The sequence below is a fragment of the Flavobacterium ammonificans genome (genome assembly GCF_020885975.1).
Lineage (GTDB): Bacteria > Bacteroidota > Bacteroidia > Flavobacteriales > Flavobacteriaceae > Flavobacterium > Flavobacterium ammonificans.
Genome location: NZ_AP025183.1, coordinates 1,479,806 through 1,499,963, shown reverse-complemented (window position 1 = coordinate 1,499,963; position 20,158 = coordinate 1,479,806). Strand labels below are relative to the sequence as shown.

14 protein-coding genes and 1 tRNA gene are annotated in these 20,158 nt (G+C 35.1%); 8 read left to right on the top strand and 7 right to left on the bottom strand.

What is annotated here, in order from left to right; translation table 11 throughout:
* Window positions 1–12: 12 nt before the first annotated feature.
* Window positions 13–852 carry a hypothetical protein gene (locus LPC23_RS06750; RefSeq protein ID WP_229329050.1) on the top strand — a complete coding sequence of 280 codons (840 nt, stop codon included), beginning with the start codon at window positions 13–15 and terminating at the stop codon, window positions 850–852.
* A 47-nt stretch (window positions 853–899) separates the two neighbouring features.
* On the opposite strand, the gene LPC23_RS06745 is transcribed toward LPC23_RS06750, so the two are convergent.
* From LPC23_RS06745 to corA, 3 genes are all read right to left on the bottom strand, one after another.
* Entirely contained in the window at window positions 900–2,276 is a 1,377-nt protein-coding gene (locus LPC23_RS06745; RefSeq protein ID WP_229329048.1) for a M20/M25/M40 family metallo-hydrolase, read from the bottom strand.
* 103 nt (window positions 2,277–2,379) lie between these two features.
* Complete coding sequence (locus LPC23_RS06740; protein WP_229329046.1) at window positions 2,380–4,476, bottom strand: glycoside hydrolase family 97 protein; 2,097 nt, start codon at window positions 4,474–4,476, stop codon at window positions 2,380–2,382.
* A 53-nt stretch (window positions 4,477–4,529) separates the two neighbouring features.
* On the bottom strand, window positions 4,530–5,600 hold the full coding sequence (corA, locus tag LPC23_RS06735) for a magnesium/cobalt transporter CorA (RefSeq protein WP_229329043.1): 1,071 nt from the start codon (window positions 5,598–5,600) through the stop codon (window positions 4,530–4,532).
* Window positions 5,601–5,838: 238 nt separating this feature from the next.
* Here corA and LPC23_RS06730 point away from each other — a divergent pair, with 238 nt between their 5' ends.
* Window positions 5,839–8,400 (top strand): zinc-dependent metalloprotease, encoded by a 2,562-nt coding sequence (locus LPC23_RS06730; RefSeq protein ID WP_229329040.1) that lies wholly within the window; start codon window positions 5,839–5,841, stop codon window positions 8,398–8,400.
* A gap of 88 nt (window positions 8,401–8,488) precedes the next feature.
* Here the strand turns inward: LPC23_RS06730 and dnaK are convergent, their stop codons facing one another.
* On the bottom strand, window positions 8,489–10,375 hold the full coding sequence (gene dnaK / locus LPC23_RS06725; protein WP_229329039.1) for a molecular chaperone DnaK: 1,887 nt from the start codon (window positions 10,373–10,375) through the stop codon (window positions 8,489–8,491).
* 422 nt (window positions 10,376–10,797) lie between these two features.
* On the opposite strand from dnaK, the gene LPC23_RS06720 reads away from it, so the two are divergent.
* On the top strand, window positions 10,798–11,775 hold the full coding sequence (locus tag LPC23_RS06720) for a phytanoyl-CoA dioxygenase family protein (protein ID WP_229329038.1): 978 nt from the start codon (window positions 10,798–10,800) through the stop codon (window positions 11,773–11,775).
* 91 nt (window positions 11,776–11,866) lie between these two features.
* Here the strand turns inward: LPC23_RS06720 and rocD are convergent, their stop codons facing one another.
* The gene (gene rocD / locus LPC23_RS06715) at window positions 11,867–13,150 is read right to left on the bottom strand and encodes an ornithine--oxo-acid transaminase (RefSeq protein WP_229329037.1); all 1,284 of its coding nucleotides are present in this window, start codon (window positions 13,148–13,150) and stop codon (window positions 11,867–11,869) included.
* 235 nt (window positions 13,151–13,385) lie between these two features.
* On the opposite strand from rocD, the gene LPC23_RS06710 reads away from it, so the two are divergent.
* From LPC23_RS06710 to LPC23_RS06690, 5 genes are read left to right on the top strand one after another with little or no spacing between them, the layout of a single operon-like run.
* Window positions 13,386–13,838, top strand: a complete 453-nt coding sequence (locus LPC23_RS06710; RefSeq protein ID WP_229329036.1) for an Lrp/AsnC family transcriptional regulator — start codon at window positions 13,386–13,388, stop codon at window positions 13,836–13,838.
* A gap of 10 nt (window positions 13,839–13,848) precedes the next feature.
* Complete coding sequence (locus tag LPC23_RS06705; RefSeq protein ID WP_229329035.1) at window positions 13,849–14,724, top strand: cyanophycinase; 876 nt, start codon at window positions 13,849–13,851, stop codon at window positions 14,722–14,724.
* Complete coding sequence (locus LPC23_RS06700; RefSeq protein ID WP_229329034.1) at window positions 14,721–16,916, top strand: penicillin acylase family protein; 2,196 nt, start codon at window positions 14,721–14,723, stop codon at window positions 16,914–16,916. Before LPC23_RS06705 ends, LPC23_RS06700 begins: the two co-directional genes overlap by 4 nt.
* A 47-nt stretch (window positions 16,917–16,963) precedes the next feature.
* Window positions 16,964–17,737 (top strand): dienelactone hydrolase family protein, encoded by a 774-nt coding sequence (locus LPC23_RS06695; RefSeq protein ID WP_229329033.1) that lies wholly within the window; start codon window positions 16,964–16,966, stop codon window positions 17,735–17,737.
* Between the two features lie 22 nt (window positions 17,738–17,759).
* Window positions 17,760–18,782: a M28 family peptidase gene (locus LPC23_RS06690; protein ID WP_229329031.1), complete on the top strand. Its 1,023-nt coding sequence runs from the start codon at window positions 17,760–17,762 to the stop codon at window positions 18,780–18,782.
* A gap of 363 nt (window positions 18,783–19,145) precedes the next feature.
* Here the strand turns inward: LPC23_RS06690 and LPC23_RS06685 are convergent, their stop codons facing one another.
* Window positions 19,146–19,985, bottom strand: a complete 840-nt coding sequence (locus LPC23_RS06685) for a sulfurtransferase (RefSeq protein WP_229329029.1) — start codon at window positions 19,983–19,985, stop codon at window positions 19,146–19,148.
* 94 nt (window positions 19,986–20,079) lie between these two features.
* Window positions 20,080–20,153, bottom strand: a tRNA-His gene (locus LPC23_RS06680).
* Window positions 20,154–20,158: the final 5 nt, after the last annotated feature.

The following is a 20,158-nucleotide window of genomic DNA, read 5'->3' as shown; positions in this document are numbered from 1 at the left end:
TTACACAAATCGTTGAAAAATATAATTTTTACTACTTCTTTATTTTTAATTACACTTTCTTTATTTTCTCAAGAAACTATTCAAAATCAAGACAAATACACCGCCCATAAAAAAGGTAAAATCTTTATATCATGGGGAGGAAATCGTGAAACCTATTCAAAATCGGATATTCAATTTAAAGGAACTGATTATGATTTCACTATTTTTGATGTATCCGCGCATGACAAACCAAAAGGATGGCATATAGACTATATTAATCCGGGACGTATGACGATTCCCCAAACTAATTTAAGAGTTGGATATTTTGTTAATGATCATTATAGTGTCGCACTTGGAGTTGATCATATGAAGTATGTAATGAATCAGGGGATTACCGTAAATTACACTGGTAACTATCCTAACAGAAACTCTTATGGCGAGGCAGTTGGAAACAACCAAGTGTTACTGACAGAGGATTTTTTAACTTTTGAACATACAGATGGTTTGAACTATGTCAATACAGAAGTCTCTCGACATGATGATATTTCAAAATTATTTAAAATTATTGATACCGATAAAATTCAAGTTAATGTAACAGAAGGAATTGGTTTAGGTGTACTGTATCCAAAAACAAATGCAAAAGTATTCAACAAGCAAAGACATGATGATTTCCATCTGTCTGGATATGGAGCATCAATCAAAGCAGGTTTAAATCTAACTTTTTTCAAACATTTTTATATTCAAACTGAAGTGAAAGGAGGCTATATCAATATGCCTGATATTCAAACTACTTTTAGCAATAGTGATTCGGCTTCACAAAAATTCTTTTTCTTCCAAAAAATTATTGCTTTTGGAGGTATATTCAGAGTTTAATACAAAATCTATAAATACAAAAAAGGCTTCTTACGAAGCCTTTTTTATTATTCCATAATTCCGTTTTGATCTATTAAATATAGTAATGAGGTCATTGTTGCAGCACCTAATTCTAACTCTCTTTTGTTGATTGCATCAAAATTATCATTTAATGCGTGATGGTAATCAAAATAGCGTTGTGAATCGGGTTTTAATCCCGCTTTGACAATTTTACCAGAACTAAGCGGATTAATATCTGCACCAGCACCTCCTTTTACAAAGCTATGAATCAGATACGGCTCAAATAGATTTTTCCAAGAGGAAATACGTTGAAAATTAGCATCATCAGCTTCTATAGAAAATCCTCTAGGGCTAAATCCACCCGAATCACTTTCTAATGCAAAAATATGGTTTTCGTTATTTGTTTTCGCTAATTCAGCATACTTTTTTCCTCCTCTACCTCCATTCTCTTCATTCATAAACAATACTACACGTATCGTGTTTTTTGGTTTATAACCTAACCTTTTAAAAATATGAAGTGCTTCCATACTTTGCACCACTCCTGCACCATCATCGTGGGAACCATCGGCTAAATCCCAAGAATCCAAATGACCTCCAACAACCATTATGTTATCCGGATGCTCTGTTCCCTTAATTTCGCCAACGACATTATACGACAAAACATCTTCCATTTGCTCACAGGATTGCTTAAAGTAGAATTTTAACCCAGGATTAGCTTTTAATTTTTGACTTAATAATTCAGCTCCATTAGTACTAATAGCTGCAGTTGGAATGTATTCAGAAGGTTGTAAATCACCATAACTTTGGGTTCCCGTATGCGGATAATCATCTAATCGCAAATTCATAGAACGTACAATTGTTCCTACTGCACCAAATTTAGCCGCTTCTTTAGCTCCAGCATAGCGTTGATCCACGCAACCTCCATACGACTTAAATGTTTCAATAAAAGTAGGATCCATAGGTCGGTTATAAAAAACGATTTTTCCTTTGATTTTGTCTCCCCATTTTTTTAGATCCTCAATTCCTTGCACTTCAATAACCTCAGCTGTCAAACCATTTTTAGGAGTGGCAACAGATCCACCTAATGCAGCAATTGGAACAGTAATTTTTGTCTTATTATCCAAAATATAAGCAGTCTCTTTTTCACCACGAACCCATTTTGGCACCATCACTTCTTGCAAATAAACTTTGTCTAAACCTAAAGCTTCAAGTTGTGCTTTGGTATATTGAACTGCTTTTTCCGCATTTTCAGAACCCGATAATCTTGACCCTATTTTATTGGATAAATGCTCTAACCAAGAGTAACATTTTCCATTAGTTAAACTTGAATTATAAATATCTTTCAACATTTTTTCGTCTGAAGTTTGAGCCAAAACACTCATTCCACTCAAGAAAAAAGCTCCTATAATTACTATTTTTTTCATTTTGAATTGATTTATTGATTGGGCAATTTCGGAATTCTTTTTTAAACTTGGTTAAACAAAGGGTATAAAAAAACCTGCTTATTCAGAAAGCAGGTTTTAAATTTTATTGAATTGGCTCAAAACTAATAGCGGTTCCTCCGCCAGGTGCTAAATTCAATTGTATTTTTGAAGCATTCGAAACTTCTATTGAACGAATTTTATAGGCTTTTGGATTGTTTTTCCAATCAGCGCCTTTTGCATCTTCATAAATCGTCGCTTTGTATTTTTTCCCTTTGGTTAAAAAGTCCAATTTGATTTGAGTTTTTCTTGCATTTTCATCTGTAATAGCGCCTAAAAACCAAGATTGTTTTCCTTTTGTTTTTCTTGCAACAGTTAAATAATCGCCAGGTTCAGCTTCTAAATACTTAGTTTCGTCCCAATCTACGGCAACATCTTTAATAAACTGAAAAGCGTCCGAATATTTCTCATAATTTTCAGGTAAGTCAGCTGCCATTTGAATTGGAGAATACATTGTCACATACAAAGCCAATTGTTTTGCCAAAGTAGTATGCACTTGCTCCGTTTTATTTTTGTCGTAATAACTCATTTTTATTTCAAAAATTCCTGGTGTGTAATCCATTGGTCCGCCTAACTGACGAGTAAAAGGCAAAATAGTTTCGTGCATTGGCGGATTACCAATACTCCAAGCGTTGAACTCGTTACCACGAGCAGCCTCTGCAGCCACGTAATTAGGATACGTTCTTCCAAGACCTGTCGGATGAGAGGATTCATGAGAATTGACCATCAATTTATAATCAGCAGCACGTTTAACTACATGTGCAAAATGATTCACCATGGTTTGTCCATCGTGCATTTCTCCACGCGGAATAATCTTCCCAACATAGCCTGTTTTCACAGCAGGATAATTGTATTTCACCATGTTTTCAAATGCACGATCCAAACGTCTTTCATAATTCGCCACCGATCCCGAAGTTTCGTGGTGCATAATCATTTTTACATTCTTCGCTTTGGCGTAGGCCGAAATTCCAGCAATATCAAAATCAGGATAAGGAGTAACAAAGTCAAATACTTCTTCTTTCCAATTGCCCGACCAGTCTTCCCAACCTTCGTTCCAACCTTCTACTAAAACGCCATCAAAACCATGTTTTGCAGCAAAATCAATATAACGCTTGGTGTTCTCAGTAGTCGCTCCGTGTCCCACGGATTTCTTCAATTCGGTTCCGAAATTAGTTGCATTTTGAGAACCTGCATAATCCCAAGTCGAATTTCCTACGTGCATTTCCCACCAAATTCCAACATATTTCATTGGTTTTATCCACGAAGTATCTTCTATTTTCGAAGGCTCATTCAAATTCAAAATCATTTTAGACCCCACGATATCACGAGCATCATCACTAATCATAATCGTTCTCCAAGGCGTCACGCAAGGTGTTTGCAAATAGGCTTTGTCTCCAATAGCATTTGGCACTAATTCTGATTTCAGTTTATAATTCGTCACATCTGCTTTTAAGTGCATCACTGGATAATTAATAACTGCCGCTTCAAAAATATTTACATACAAACCGGATGGAGACTTCATCATCAAAGGCGTTTGAATAGTATATTTTCCAGGAATGGACTTCACTCCAATTCCATTGTTCATATTGATTTTTGAATTGTCAATTTCAGAAAATTGGGTTTCGTTGTATTCGTATTCATTGCTATCAAAATCGCCTGGTAACCAGAATACTTTATTGTTTTCGTTCAAATTGAATTCTGTCAATTCATCCGAAATAATAAAATAATTTAGCTCTTTTTGCTTTGGGAAATCATATCGTAAAGCAACTCCTTCATCAAACGCTCTAAACACTAGATTCAGTTTTATATTCGTTCCTTTTTGAACTAAACTAACAACTAGTTCATTATAGTGATTTACAATCGAAGCTTGTTCACCTAAAACGGGATTCCACGATTCATTGAATGTGCTATTCTTTGAAGATTGGATTTCAAAATTGGCATCCAATCCAGGTTTGTCCTTTAGTTTAATTCCTAAATTACTTGTCGTTACCACTGTTTTTGCCTTATAATTGACTGCATAAGTTGGCTGTCCAGTTGAAGATAATGTAAATGTTAAAGCGATTTTTCCAGAAGGAGAATTGACTGTTTGCGCTTGTGTAAATCCAAAAGTAAACAAGGCAAAAAGAGAAAATAAATGTTTCATTATACTAAATTTAAGAATGCGAATATACTTGAATTTTTACTTACATTATACAATCAAAACCACCTTCTTTTTTTGAAATAAATCACCATAGCGATTCCTAAGAAAACCATACCTCCTATAACAGTATGATAACCATAAGGATATTTCAATTCAGGCATATTCTGAAAATTCATTCCATATACACCTGCAATAAACGTAAGCGGAATAAAAATGGAAGACACTATCGTTAGAGTTTTCATAATCTCATTCATTTTTTGAGTTTGAGCCGAAAAAAAGAAATTAGAAGCGCTATCTAAAGCAATCCTATCCGATTCAATTTGTTCCAATAATTCCAAACTTTTTTGGTATAATCTTGAAAAAAAACTAAAATTATCGTTTTCAATTAAATTAAACACATTGTCGTCTTTAATGGTTTTAATGTCATACAATGAATCACGTAAAGGAATGATGGAACGTTTTAAGAAATTATAATTATCACGATGTTTTTCAATTCGTTCTAAAATGATAGGATTATCACTATTCTTGGATAAATTAATCAATTCTTCTACTTTATGTTCCTCATGTTCTAAAGTAATGTAGAAGTTTTCCATAATTGCATCTAACAAAACGTACAATAAAAAATCGGCTTTTTTAGTTCTCACAATTCCAGAATGAGATCGAATTCGTTCTCTAATATGAGTAAAAAAATCACTTCGTTTTTCTTGGAAGGAAATTAAAACTCCTTCTTTAATTAAAAAACTGATTTGTTCCGTTTGAATATTATCTGAATTGTCTTTCGGTAAAAGCGATTTAATATTAAAAAACAAGACATCTTGTTGTTCTTCTAATTTAGTTCTTTTGGTAGTATTTAAAATATCGGCCAACATATAGGTATCTATTTCAAAATAATTACCTACTGATTGAAGTAATTCAATATTGTTCAAACCGTGAATATTTATCCAGTTCGTTTTTTGACGTATTAAAGATTGATCAAAATCAGCCACTTCAATTTTTTCATATTCTGTCAAATCAGTATCATTATAAACAAACAATTGCATTTCTGAATCGTTATTCTTATGTATACCAGTATACTCAAAATGCAAGGGTTGTACTTTTCTACCCTTCTTATAAACTATTTTTCTCATTTGCATAAACTAAAAATAAAAACTTGAAAATCCGTCTCGGCAATAAATGGAGAGAAGATTACTTTTCCAGTTAATTCAATTTAGTATAAAGATAAAAGAAAAAGTAGTTGTTGAATTTAAAAAAAATAAAATTCGCATTTGTATATAAATTAATATGTATAGATTTGATTTTCGTTTCCTAAACGAAAACTATTGCCTTATTCTATACTAACAATTATTAATTAAAAAGAGGAATGAAATGGTACAACTTAAATCAAGTTTAATTTTAGCAAGTTTGTTTTTGTGTTTTAGCCAAGGAGCTATAGGCCAAAACAAAAAAAAGAAAGATGCAGCAAAACCTGCTGTTACAGCTTCAGAGACCCCAAAACCTGATGCGAAAAAAGGTCCTAAACCCTACAATAAAGTAATTGATACCACAGCGGTTACACAAAAAGGATTGATAGATATTCATAAAATGGATGCTAAATACCTTTTTGAAATTCCAGCAACACTATTAGATACTGAAATCATGACCATTACCCGATTTTCTAAAACTCCTGCTGGAGGTGGAATTTTTGGTGGTGAAGAAGTTAACCGACAAGTGATTCAATTTGAAAAAGGATTGAACAACACGATGTTATTGCGATCTATCAGTTATGTTATCATGTCTCCAGATGGGGATAAGCCATTGGCTCAAGCTGTAAAAAACTCTTCAGCGAATCCAATTATTGGTAACTATGATATTCTAGCAATCAAGAAGGACAAGGATGGCAAAGAAGTAGCTTATGTTATTGACATGACACCAACCTTTGATGCGGATGTACAAACATTTTCACTGGATCCTGTAAAAAAACAAACATTGAGTATTCAGGCGTTTCAAAAGGAAAAATCATTTATTCAAAAAATAAGCAGTTTCCCTATCAATACTGAAATTAGAACGGTAAAAACCTATTCTACTGTTCCAGCTTTATTATCATTAAATCCTACGCCAAAAATTGGCACTAATTTACCTGCAGGATTGGATTCAGGATTTTTAACTGTGGAATTGAATACATCGATGATTGCTTTACCAAAAAATCCGATGCGCAAAAGAACATTTGATGCGCGTGTAGGTTATTTTGCTAATCAATATGGTGTTTTTGAAGAAGAATCACACAAATCTGACACAGAGGTTTTTGCTGTAAGATGGCGTTTAGAACCAAAATCAAAAGAAGATGCTGCAAAGCAAAAAAGAGGTGAATTGATCGAACCAGCTAAGCCTATTGTATATTACATTGACCCTGCAACACCAGACAAATGGAAAAAATACATCAAACAAGGTATTGACGATTGGCAAGTAGCTTTTGAACATGCAGGGTGGAAAAATGCCATTCGTGGAGAATATTGGCCAGAAAATGATCCAACAATGAGTTTGGAAGACGCTCGTTTTTCAGTATTGCGTTATTTTGCTGCTGAAATCCAAAATGCATACGGACCAAACGTTCACGATCCAAGAACAGGTGAGATTTTAGAAAGTCACATTGGTTGGTACCACAACATTATGAGTTTGTTGCGCAATTGGTACTTAATACAAACGGCTGCTGTAGATCCTGCTGCTAGAAAAAAACAATTTGATGACAATTTAATGGGCGAATTAATTCGTTTTGTATCTTCTCATGAAGTAGGTCATACTTTAGGATTGCGTCATAATATGGGAGCTAGTTCAGCTACTCCTGTGGAGAAATTGAGAGATCCTGCCTTCCAAGAGAAAAACGGACATACTTCTTCTATCATGGACTATGCTCGTTTCAATTATGTGGCACAACCTGAAGACGGTGTAAAACATTTGTTCCCAAAAATTGGGGATTATGACAAATGGGCAATCAAATGGGGGTATTCTTATTTTGATGATGCCAAAACTGACAAAGAAGAGAAAGCGATTCTGAACGAGATGACCAAAGAAGCTTACAAAAATCGTCGTCTTTGGTTTGGAACAGAAACCAGTCCGTATGATCCAAGATATCAGACTGAAGATATTGGAGACAATGCTATGAAAGCATCGGCTTACGGAATTAAAAACTTACAACGTATTCTTCCTAAATTAGTAGAATGGAGTGCTGAAAAAGGAGAAAGTTATGCTGAATTAGATGAATTATATTCAGCACTAACGGGTCAATTCAGACGTTATTTAGGACACGTAACCAAAAATGTTGGTGGTATTTATGATACACCAAAAACCTACGATATGGGTGGAAATCAATTTGAAGTAGTCCCAAGAAGTATCCAAAAAGAAGCTGTTAGTTTTTTAAATAGCCAATTATTTGCTACGCCAAAATGGTTAATGAATCAAAGCGTTTTAGCTAAAATCAATCCAGATAATGGCGTAGAGGCAATCAAAGCGATGCAAGAATCTACATTGAGTAATTTATTGGCTGGAGACAGAATGGTTCGTTTGTTTGAAGGTTCTTCTATCAACAAAAACAACTACACAGTAGATGAATTAATGACAGATGTTCGCAACGGAATTTTTGCTGAATTAAAATCCAATACACCTATCGATATACACAGAAGAAATCTTCAAAAAGTATTTATCGATAAAGTAACTGGATTATTAAAACCAGGAAATGCAACTGTTCGTTCAGTACCTGTTGGAGTGACTTATGGTTTCAATACAAGAACAGTTAATTTGAATCAAACTGATTTACCTTCTATCGCTAGAGGACAATTAGTAGGATTAAAAGCTAGTGTAAAAGCAGCTGCGGCTCGTTCAACTGATAGATTAAGTAAGTTACACTTATTAGATTTAGCAGCTCGAATTGAGAATGCATTAGATCCTAAATAATACAATTCGACTTGTAAGAGTCGGATAGAATACTATAAAAAAACCGAGCTATTTCTAGCTCGGTTTTTTGTTGATATAAATGAAATTATTATTTCACTTCTTCGAAGTCAACGTCTTCTACATTGTCACCTGATTGCGCATCCCCTTGAGGTTGTGCATCTGCTTGACCTTGTTCTCCCTGAGCATACATCGCTTCAGTAGCCTTTTTCCAAGCTGCATTGATGTTGTCCAAAGCAGTTTGAATAGCTGGAATGTCTTGAGATTGGTGTGCTATTCTCAATTCAGTTAAAGCATACTCGATAGCCACTTTGTTGTCATCAGATAATTTATCACCCAATTCTTTCAATTGACTTTCAGTTTGGAAGATCATTCCGTCTGCTTCGTTCAATTTTTCTGCTTTTTCTCTTGCTATTTTATCAGATTCAGCATTCGCTTCAGCATCTTTTTTCATTTTCTCGATTTCTTCAGCTGTTAATCCAGAAGAAGCTTCGATACGAATGTCGTGCGATTTTCCAGTTCCTTTATCAGTAGCCGAAACTTTTATGATACCATTAGCATCAATATCAAAAGTTACTTCAATTTGAGGAACTCCTCTTGGTGCTGGTGGAATACCATCTAAATGGAAACGACCGATAGTTTTGTTATCTGCAGCCATTGCTCTAGCTCCTTGCAATACGTGAATTTCAACAGATGGTTGAGAATCAGCAGCTGTAGAGAATACTTGCGATTTTTTAGTTGGAATCGTTGTGTTAGACTCAATTAATGTAGTCATTACACCACCCATAGTTTCGATACCTAAAGAAAGAGGAGTTACGTCAAGTAACAATACATCTTTTACATCTCCAGATAAAACTCCACCTTGAATAGCAGCTCCAATAGCAACTACTTCATCAGGATTAACTCCTTTAGACGCTTTTTTACCAAAGAATTTTTCTACTTCGTCAGCAATTCTTGGCATACGAGTAGAACCTCCTACTAAGATTACTTCGTCAATATCAGATGTAGATAAACCTGCATCTTTTAATGCTTTAGCAACTGGCTCCATAGAACGTTTTACTAAAGTATCAGACAATTTTTCGAATTGTGCTCTAGTTAATTTTTTCACTAAGTGTTTAGGTCCTGAAGCCGTAGCAGTAACATATGGTAAGTTGATTTCAGTTTCAGCTGAAGATGACAACTCAATTTTAGCTTTCTCAGCAGCTTCTTTGATACGTTGTAATGACATTGGGTCTAAACGCAAGTCAATTCCTTCTTCTGCTTTAAATTCGTCTGCCAACCAGTCAATGATTGTTTGGTCAAAGTCATCTCCACCTAAGTGCGTATCTCCATTTGTAGACAATACTTCAAAAACTCCGTCTCCTAATTCTAGGATAGAAATATCAAAAGTACCACCACCTAAATCGTAAACAGCAATTTTTTGATCTTTACCTTTTTTATCCAAACCATAAGCTAAAGCAGCAGCAGTTGGTTCGTTGATAATACGCATTACTTTCAAACCAGCGATTTCACCCGCTTCTTTTGTAGCTTGACGTTGTGCATCGTTAAAATAAGCTGGAACAGTAATAACTGCTTCAGTAACTGTTTGACCTAAATAGTCTTCGGCAGTTTTTTTCATTTTTTGAAGTGTCATAGCTGACAATTCTTGAGCAGTGTATAAACGACCGTCAATATCCACACGTGGCGTATTGTTGTCACCTTTTACAACTGAATAAGGAACACGTTTTGCTTCTGAAGTGGTTTCGCTGAAAGATTGTCCCATGAAACGTTTAATAGAAGCAATAGTTTTGGTAGGATTTGTTACCGCTTGTCTTTTTGCAGGATCTCCTACTTTAATTTCTCCGCCTTCAACAAAAGCGATAATAGAAGGTGTTGTTCTTTTTCCTTCCGCATTAGGTATTACAACTGCCTCGTTACCTTCCATTACAGAAACACAAGAGTTGGTTGTACCTAAATCAATTCCGATGATTTTACCCATTTTGATTATATTTAATTTATTTGATATTCATTAATCACTCGAACTCGACAAGTCAATCTTTGTGCCAAGTCCCTGACAGCATAGAAATTGTCAGTTTTTGGTCTGTTTGACGTAAAAATGGCTGACAAGATGACATTTTAAAGTTTTTTTTACGTTACTTATTAATATTGAAAATATAGAGCAATTGATATAATAGTAAATTGATAGAATTGAAAAGAAAAACGAATTGGAACAATTTAAATATTAAAATACAATTATGAATGGAGTTTCAATTGCAAAAATAAAAAATAGTAAAGTGATTATTATTTTTTAACAAAAAAAATTGTTCAATAGTAATTACTTCTTACCTTTAACTTAGCAATGGATACTATAGAACTGAATTGAATTCCATTATCAATAAGCTTATAAACAATTACATTATCATGAATACACCTTGGGTAGAATCGCCTTTTTTTAAAGAACTATTAGACAGTAAAAATCTCTCAGAAAAAAATAAACAATTAGCCATTGATTATAACGAAAATGGATTTATTGTCATTCCTAATTTAATCCCTGAATCATTAATTGATGAAATTAAATCAGATATGGATAACAAAGGGTATAATCCTGAATTCAAGATGGAGAATCAACGAGATCATGTCCGAATTCAAGATTTATGGATGTATTCAGAAAGCACCAAAAATGTGGCTTGTAATACTGAAATCGCCTCGATTTTGGAAATGCTATACGAACGTGAGCCTATCCCTTTTCAAACCTTGAATTTTAGAGTAGGTTCCCAACAAAGAGCGCACTCAGATACCATTCACTTTAGTTCTATTCCAGCCAAGTTCATGTGCGGGGTTTGGGTGGCATTAGAAGACATCACCCCAGAAAACGGAGCAGTTTTTTATTATCCAAAATCACAAAACCTACCTGAATATAATTTTTCCCATTTTAAATCCACTCCAGTAGATACCGCCTATTCTGATTATATTGAGTATGAGGATTTTATTGAAAAAATTGTGGAAGTGCACCAATTCGAGAAGAAACCGTTTTATGCAAAAAAAGGGGATGTTTTAATTTGGTCTTCCAATATTATCCATGGAGGTTCCAAAGTATTGAATGAACAAGCATCTCGATATTCTATGGTAACCCATTACTATTTCAAAGATTGTATTTATTATACACCTATGTTATCCAATATGGTGACCAATGAACTATTTCTTAGAAATAATTTAGTAGATATTAAAACTGGAGAAAAAGTGGTTCAATCGTTTAACGGCACTATTATTAATTCCTATAAAACAGGGCCAGACAAGTATATTTTAAATGATCGTTTACAAACTAGCCCTCAATTCAATCCACCTACAAAAAAATCAAAAATACATCAGTTATTAAACCAATTAGGTTTAGTTGAATGACATTAATTATTCAATCCTTTAGTTTTTTTTAAAGCTGAATTAAGTTCAAAAACAAACCTCAAAAACGAATTCGCTTTTGGGGTTTGCTTTTTTATCTAAACTCATTCAACGAACGTTCAATTATTCCGAGACATTCGTGAATTTGGCTTTCGGTAATGACCAATGGTGGCGCCAATCGGATTTTATTACCATGAGTTGGTTTAGCCAGCAATCCATTGTCTCTGAATTTCAAGCAAATATCCCAAGCTAAATCGGAATCTTCCTCGCTATCAATCACAATTGCATTCAGTAATCCTTTTCCTCTAACCAATTGAATTAACGGATTTCGAGAAGCGATTTCGTTCAGTCCATGACGGAATACTTCGCCTAAATAAGCGGCATTTTGAGCTAAATTTTCGTCTTTAATGACTTCCAAAGCCGCTACCGCAACTGCTGCTGCAATTGGGTTGCCACCAAAAGTAGATCCGTGCTGTCCAGGATGAATTACATTCATAATCGCATCATTCGCCAAAACCGCCGATACTGGAAAAACGCCACCTGAAAGGGCTTTTCCTAAAATCAAAATATCGGGTTTTACTTCCGGTTTGTTTTCGCAACCTTTTTTACATTCGCAATTGCCACAAGTGGCTAATAAGCGTCCTGTACGCGCAATTCCTGTTTGTACCTCGTCGGCAATAAACAAAACATTGTTAGCTGCACACAAAGCTTTGGCTTGTGCCAAATACCCTTCTGATGGCACATATACTCCAGCCTCGCCTTGAATAGGTTCGACCAAGAAGCCAGCAATGTTTTTAGAAGAATCCAAGGCTTTCGCCAAAGCATCAACATCATCATAAGGTATTTTGATAAATCCATTGGTAAACGGTCCAAAATTTTTACGTGCCGATTCGTCATTGGAAAAAGAAATAATAGTAGTCGTTCTTCCGTGGAAATTATTTTCACACACAATAATTTGCGCTTCATTTTCAGGAATTCCTTTCACTTCATACGCCCATTTTCTACACAATTTCAAAGCGGTTTCTACTGCCTCTGCCCCAGTATTCATAGGTAATACTTTGTCAAAACCAAAATAGTTCGTCACATACTCCTCATACGGACCTAGTTGATCATTGAAAAAAGCTCTAGATGTCAAGGTTAATTTTTGAGCTTGTTGCACCATAGCGTTGACAATCTTTGGATGACAATGCCCTTGATTCACTGCTGAATAGGCCGACAAAAAGTCGAAATATTGTTTTCCATCTACGTCCCAAACATAGACTCCTTCTCCTCTTTCTAAAACGACTGGCAACGGATGGTAATTGTGTGCTCCGTATTGATTTTCTTTAGCTATTAGTGCTTCTGATATAGCAGATAAAGTAGAAGTATCGTAACTCATAGTAATTGGTTTTAATGTAAAATTTAACAAAACAAATTTAGTCAATACAACCAATAAATTATAGTATAATGTAATTTTTGACTTATAAATTTACAATAAAAGTCAATTATTAAATTTTAAAACAAAATTAAAGTCAATTATATTAAATTAATACTGAAAAATACAATTCGAAATGAAAAATAACTTACTTTTATTGGCCGCAAAAAAGTAAATTTAACTTTTAAAATACCTTTCAATGGAAAAATTAGATGAATTCGACATCAAAATAATCAAGGAATTAGAAAAAGATGGACGCATTGCCTACTCCACCATTGCGGCTAATTTGAAAATATCCAATACAATGGTGCACCAACGCATCCATAAATTAACGGAGCAAGGAATTTTAGCAGGTATTCAACCCATAATCAATGAGAAAAAAGTGGGGTATGATTGGGGGGCATTTACCGGAATCACACTCAACAAAGACCACGATTCTGATCGAGTGATTGAAGAACTCAAAAGGATTCCTGAAATCACGGAATGCTACTATATAACAGGATCTTATACTTTATACGTCAAAATGATTGCTAAAAATCACGAACACATGCGTAAAATTCTGTACGAACAAATTGACTCCATTCCTGGAATTGCCAAAACCGATTCGATTATAGAATTGGGTTGTGCTTTCAAACGAAATATTTCACTTTAATTCAACAACCATGAAACTTACTATCCAAAATCAATTGCAAAAAGGAATTCAAATTGCGCTTACTCTATTTTTTATTCTTTGTTTTTCTTTGGCGAATGCCCAAAAACCAAAAGGAAAATTATTTATCATAGGTGGCGGAAATCGCTCGGATCAATTAATGCAACATGTGGTAGACCTAGCTCAATTTAAAAAAACAGATTACATCGTGGTTTTACCCATGTCGAGTGAAGAACCCGATAGCGCATACATTTATTTTAGAGATCAGTTTCAAAAATTGGCGCCCAATCCTATTGTGATGCTGAATTTTGACAAAACAACAGTTCAAAATCCTAAATTAAACGACTCTTTACAAAAAGCAAAATTGATTTTTATTAGTGGTGGAGACCAAACGCGTTTTATGAATGTAGTCGCCAATACTCCTGTATATAATTCCATTCACAAAGCATTTCAAAATGGAAGTATTATTGCCGGAACTAGTGCAGGTGCGGCTGTTATGTCGGAAAAAATGATTACCGGAAATCAAAAATTAGAAAAAGAATATTCTGGAACTTTTGACAATATTCGATTTGATAATTTAGAAACTAGTCCGGGTTTAGGATTGGTGACTACCGCGATTATTGACCAACATTTTTTGAGAAGAAGTCGCTATAACCGTTTAATTTCAGCCATGGTAGAATTTCCTCATCTCACCGGAATTGGCATCGACGAAAGCACTGCTATTATTGTTGATGACAACACGATTAGTGTCGTTGGCGAAAGCGAAGTTATTGTGATGAAAAATCCAAAAGGAATTCAAAAACTGAAACAGAATAAATTGATTTCAATGGAAAAAATGGAAATGAGTATTTATGTGGCAGGGCAACAATTTAAAATAGGAAACGAATGAAAAAAGCAAACGTAATTGTTATTCTATTACTACTAATTGGAACTAGCTTTTCAGGATGGTCACAAATCAGAAATAAAGAAATTATTCGATTAGCAGAATTAGCAAAACGAGTAAGCATAATTAGAGATAATTGGGGAATTGCACACGTATATGGAAAAACGGATGCCGATGCCGTTTTTGGGATGTTGTACGCCCAATGCGAAGACGATTTCCAACGCGTTGAAATGAATTACATCGAAAAATTAGGACGTTTGTCTGAAATTAAAGGTTCGGCTTCATTGTACAATGATTTAGAAACTCGTTTATTGATTGATCGCGAAGAAGCTAAAGCTGATTATAAAAAAGCAGCGCCTTGGCTGAAAAAACTACTCAACAGCTATGCCGATGGAATCAATTATTACTTGTACAAAAACCCAAAAGTGAAACCTCTGATGCTAACGCATTTTGAACCTTGGTTTCCTTTGCTTTGGACAGATGGAAGTATTGGCGCGATAAGTACTGCCGATTTAACCACACAAGAATTAAAAGATTTTTACGGAAAACCGGATGACAAAATCGCTTTTGTAGCCAAAGAAAAGGATATGCAAACGGGTTCGAACGGTTTTGCGTTAGCACCAAATAAAACAGCATCTGGAAATGCTATTTTGTACATCAATCCGCATACTACTTTTTATTTCAGACCTGAAATCCAAATCAGTAGTGAGGAAGGATTGCAAGCTTACGGTGCAGTCACTTGGGGACAATTTTTTATCTATCAAGGATTTAACGAAAATTGTGGTTGGATGCATACCTCGTGTAATGTGGATGTGGCCGACACTTATATCGAAAAAATAGTGCGTCAAAAAGAGGGATTATTTTACGAATACGAGAATAAATTACTTCCTCTAAAAGAGAAAAAAATCACTATCAATTATCTTGACAACGGAAAATTAGTTCCTAAATCATTCACCACTTATTTCACCCATCACGGACCCATTATGGCAAAACGCGACGGAAAATGGATTAGTTTAAAATCAAACAATCGCTCTATGAATAGTTTGATTCAGAGTTGGGAACGCACCAAATCGAAAAATTTTGCCGACTATCAAAAAGCCATGGATCGGAAAGCCAATACCTCTAACAATACCGTTTATGCTGACAATAAAGGTAATATTGCCTATTGGCATGGTAATTTTGTACCCAAGCGCGATCCAAAATTTAATTGGGCAAAACCCGTTGATGGTACAACTGCTGTAACAGAATGGAAAGGGCTACACCAAGTTTCAGAAACGGTGCATCTCTTTAACCCAAAAAATGGCTGGTTGCAAAACTGTAATTCTACTCCGTTCTCCGTTTCAGGAAATGAAAGTCCGAAAGAAGAAAATTATCCACTATACATGGCGCCAGACGGAGAATCTTTTAGAGGAATTAATGCCGTTCGTACTTTAGAAAAAGGGAAACAATACACTTTAGACCAAATTATTTCAGACGGCTACAACGATCAATTGCCGTTCTTTGAAGAACTTATTCCAGCATTGGTAAAACAATTTGAAAAAAGTATACAATCTGGAGAAACGCGATACGCAAACTTAGCTGAACCTATTCAGGTTTTAAAAGCATGGGATTATAGAAGTAGTGAGAATTCAGTTGCTTTGACTTTGGCAAACGAGTGGGGATTTAAATTGGATCCTTTGGTGCGTAAAACGTATATTGATCAAGGCGAATTGGATCAGGTAGAAAATACAAGAAACTTTATACAAAATATGCAAGCCGAACAAGTTCTCCCACAATTGCAAGAAGTCATTTCGGAATTGACAACCAAATTTGGCACATGGAAAATGCCTTGGGGGGAAATCAACCGTTTTCAACGACTTTCAGGAGACATTGACAATCGCTTTGATGATACAGCTGCGAGTTTACCAATTGGCTACACATCAGTACTTTGGGGCGCTTTGCCTGCTTTCAAAAGCGCGTACCAAAAAGACACTATAAAACGCTATGGTTTCAGTGGAAACAGTTTTGTTTGTGCGGTGGAATTTGGTGCCAAAGTAAAAGCCAAGTCGTTATTAGCAGGAGGAAATAGTGGCGATTCAACTTCCAAACACTTCAATGATCAAGCTGAAATGTACCAAAAAGCAAGGTTTAAAGACGTACTTTTTTACAGAGAAGATGTAGAAAAAAATATGGAACGTAAATACCATCCAGGAGAATAGCAATCGTTTCAATTATTAATTCGATATTTGTTGTAAACAAACCAAAAATGAAAAAAATACAATACTTTTTAATTGGACTCACATTTTTTACTGCTAATGTATTTGCTCAACTAAAAGCAGTTCAGTACAAAGATGCAGCACAAGTGCTTAATGGTATGGCTATTCAGCCCACCAAAGCTAGCGCTCAAAAACCAGGAATCTTAGTATTACCTGCTTGGAAAGGAATCGATGTCCATGCCAAAGCAACTGCTGAAAAGTTATCCCAATTAGGTTATCATGCATTTGTGGCTGATATTTATGGAGAAGGAAATTACCCTCAAACCACTGCTGATGCAGCAAAGATGTCAGGTTTTTATAAAAAAAATACCAATCTGTATCAAAAGCGTATTGAATTGGCTTTGGAACAATTAATTCAATCAGGAGCTAATCCAGATAACATAGCCGTAATTGGTTTCTGCTTTGGAGGAACTGGCGCTTTGGAAGCCGCAAGAAAAAATTTAAAAGTAAAAGGAGTTGTTTCTTTTCATGGAGGTTTAGGTAGAGACATTGCACTTCCAATAACTCCAATTAACGCTAAAATATTAGCTTGTCACGGTGCTGATGATCCATTTGTATCGAAAGAAGAAATTGCAGGTTTCCAACAAGAAATGCGAGATGCAAAAGCGGATTGGGAAATGGTGTATTATGCCAATGCAGTACATTCATTTACAGATATTGATGCTGGAAATGACAATTCTAAAGGAGCAGCTTATAATGAAAAAGCAGCCAAACGTTCATTTGAACACATGCAATTATTCTTAAACGAAGTATTAAATAAATAGATTAACCTACACTTAAATTAAAATGAAAAAACTACTTTTCCTTTCCCTAATTGCTTTGGGAACTTCATGTAAAAATGGAGCTTTAGTAAGCTCTAACAGCAAGAGTGACCCTACTAAATACATGAAAACTATTACTGCAGAAGATTTAAAAAAACACCTTTACATCATTGCTGCTGATTCAATGGAAGGCCGCGAAACTGGTTCGGCAGGCCAAAAAAAAGCAGGTCGTTACCTAATTAGTGAATACCAAAAAAACAATGTGTCGTTTCCAAAAGGAGCTTCAGATTTTTACCAAGCTGTTCCTGCATCTTTTTTAAATGGCAAACGAAATAGAAATTTACCCAATTCTGAAAACATTTGGGCTTTTATTGAAGGTACCGAAAAGCCTGAGGAAGTAATCGTAATCTCAGCGCATTACGATCATGTGGGTATTGAAAATGGAGAGATTTACAATGGTGCAGATGATGACGGATCGGGAACTTCTGCTTTATTAGAAATAGCTCAAGCTTTTCAATTGGCAAAAAAAGAGGGTAACGGACCAAAACGTTCTATTTTGTTTTTACATGTTACCGGTGAAGAACACGGCTTGTTGGGTTCACGTTATTATTCAGAAAATCCTTTATTTCCTTTAGCTAATACTGTTGCAGATGTGAATATTGATATGATAGGTCGTCGCGACGAACTACATGCAAATACAAACAATTATGTATATATCATTGGAGCCAATCGTTTGTCTGCAGAATTAGATCATATTAGCGCTATAATGAACCAAAAATATGTAGGTCTTGATTTGGATTATCGCTTTAACGACCCTAAAGATCCGAATCGTTTTTACGAGCGTTCTGACCATTATAATTTTGCAAAACACGGTATTCCATCTGTATTTTTCTTTAATGGAGTACACGCAGATTACCACAAAAAATCAGATGAAGCTCATAAAATTGAATACGATGCTTTAGAAAAAAGAACACAATTGGCTTTTGTTGTGGCTTGGGAATTAGCCAACAGAAAAAATCGAATTCTAGTGGATGCGGATAAAAAATAACTTATTTGTTAAGTAGTACAAAAAAGCGCTTTGAAAATTCAAAGCGCTTTTTTTATGAACCATTAAGATATTAAGTTTCATTAAGCCTTAATTCTCTTACTATCTTAATGCTTTTGAGTTAAATACACTAGTTGAGTATAATCATTATATTTTTTAACCACATAGAAACATAGACTTGATAGTTATTACAAAGATGAGGATAGACGTTTTACTATTCACATAGCTATGTGAAAAACAGTGCTGTTTCTATCCATTCTTTAGGTTTAATGAATAACCTATGTTTCTATGTGGTTAAATTTTATTTACAATTTCGAAAAATAGTAGAACTTAAACTTAAAAATTATTTTTAGTTTTCAGCAGACCTTAGTTTTCAACATCAATTTCTCTGTTGTTCCTAGACCATTCGCTCCAAGAACCCACATACAATTTAGGTAGTGGTAAATCAGCGACAGCTAGTGCTAAAAGTGTATGACAAGCCGTAACTCCCGAACCACAATGTACGACTCTATGTTCTTGTGGAATATTTTCAAATGCTTTTTCATACTTCGTTTTCAATGCTTCAGGAGACAAAAAGAAACCTTTGGCGTCTAAGTTAGCCGTAAACGGAATATTAGTCGCACCTGGAATATGTCCCGCAACCAAATCAATTGGTTCTGTTGCTCCTTTAAAGCGGGCTGACTCGCGCACATCAATCACTACAAAATGTTCTTTTTGTATCATTTCATCCATTCCTTGCAAATCAATAGTAGGCCATTGCCAATGTGAGATAGGATACGATTCAACTTGAGTTGGAACTTCAACGGCTGAACTAGTTGGAAACCCCGCTTGAATCGCCGCTTGAATACCACCACTCAATACTTGTACTTTTTGATGTCCAGTAGAACGTAACATCCACCAAAAACGGGCTGCTGCATTCGCTCCATTTTTATCATCATACACCACCACCCAAGTTTCGAGTGTGATGCCTAAATGACTTAGTGTTTTAGAAAACTGTTCGAGCGTTGGTAACGGATGGCGACCACCTATGGAAACATCTTCTTTGATGTCTGCTAGTTGAGTATTGACATCCACAAATAAAGCGCCCTGTAAATGGTATTGTTGGTAATTCTGATAAGCAGTCGGACTATTAGTGGCGTCAACCAAAACTATCGAGTTGGTTTGTACAGTTTCAAGTAATTGATTTGGAGTAATTATTGGAGTCATATTGATGTCGAATTGATGAATATAAACTTAGCTATTTTATTTCAATTATTTCCACAAAAAAAGCCCCGAATTGCTTCGAGGCTTTTGCTTTTTGGGTGGATGACCGGGTTCGAACCGGCGACCCTCGGCACCACAAACCGATGCTCTAACCAGCTGAGCTACAACCACCATTT

Coding starts and splice junctions, on each gene's coding strand:
- LPC23_RS06710 (WP_229329036.1), top strand. CDS start 13,386: ATGGAAAAATTAGATGAATTCGACATCAAAATAATCAAGGAATTAGAA.
- dnaK (WP_229329039.1), bottom strand. CDS start 10,375: ATGGGTAAAATCATCGGAATTGATTTAGGTACAACCAACTCTTGTGTT.
- LPC23_RS06700 (WP_229329034.1), top strand. CDS start 14,721: ATGAAAAAAGCAAACGTAATTGTTATTCTATTACTACTAATTGGAACT.
- LPC23_RS06695 (WP_229329033.1), top strand. CDS start 16,964: ATGAAAAAAATACAATACTTTTTAATTGGACTCACATTTTTTACTGCT.
- LPC23_RS06690 (WP_229329031.1), top strand. CDS start 17,760: ATGAAAAAACTACTTTTCCTTTCCCTAATTGCTTTGGGAACTTCATGT.
- LPC23_RS06745 (WP_229329048.1), bottom strand. CDS start 2,276: ATGAAAAAAATAGTAATTATAGGAGCTTTTTTCTTGAGTGGAATGAGT.
- LPC23_RS06705 (WP_229329035.1), top strand. CDS start 13,849: ATGAAACTTACTATCCAAAATCAATTGCAAAAAGGAATTCAAATTGCG.
- LPC23_RS06730 (WP_229329040.1), top strand. CDS start 5,839: ATGGTACAACTTAAATCAAGTTTAATTTTAGCAAGTTTGTTTTTGTGT.
- LPC23_RS06740 (WP_229329046.1), bottom strand. CDS start 4,476: ATGAAACATTTATTTTCTCTTTTTGCCTTGTTTACTTTTGGATTTACA.
- rocD (WP_229329037.1), bottom strand. CDS start 13,150: ATGAGTTACGATACTTCTACTTTATCTGCTATATCAGAAGCACTAATA.
- LPC23_RS06720 (WP_229329038.1), top strand. CDS start 10,798: ATGAATACACCTTGGGTAGAATCGCCTTTTTTTAAAGAACTATTAGAC.
- corA (WP_229329043.1), bottom strand. CDS start 5,600: ATGAGAAAAATAGTTTATAAGAAGGGTAGAAAAGTACAACCCTTGCAT.
- LPC23_RS06685 (WP_229329029.1), bottom strand. CDS start 19,985: ATGACTCCAATAATTACTCCAAATCAATTACTTGAAACTGTACAAACC.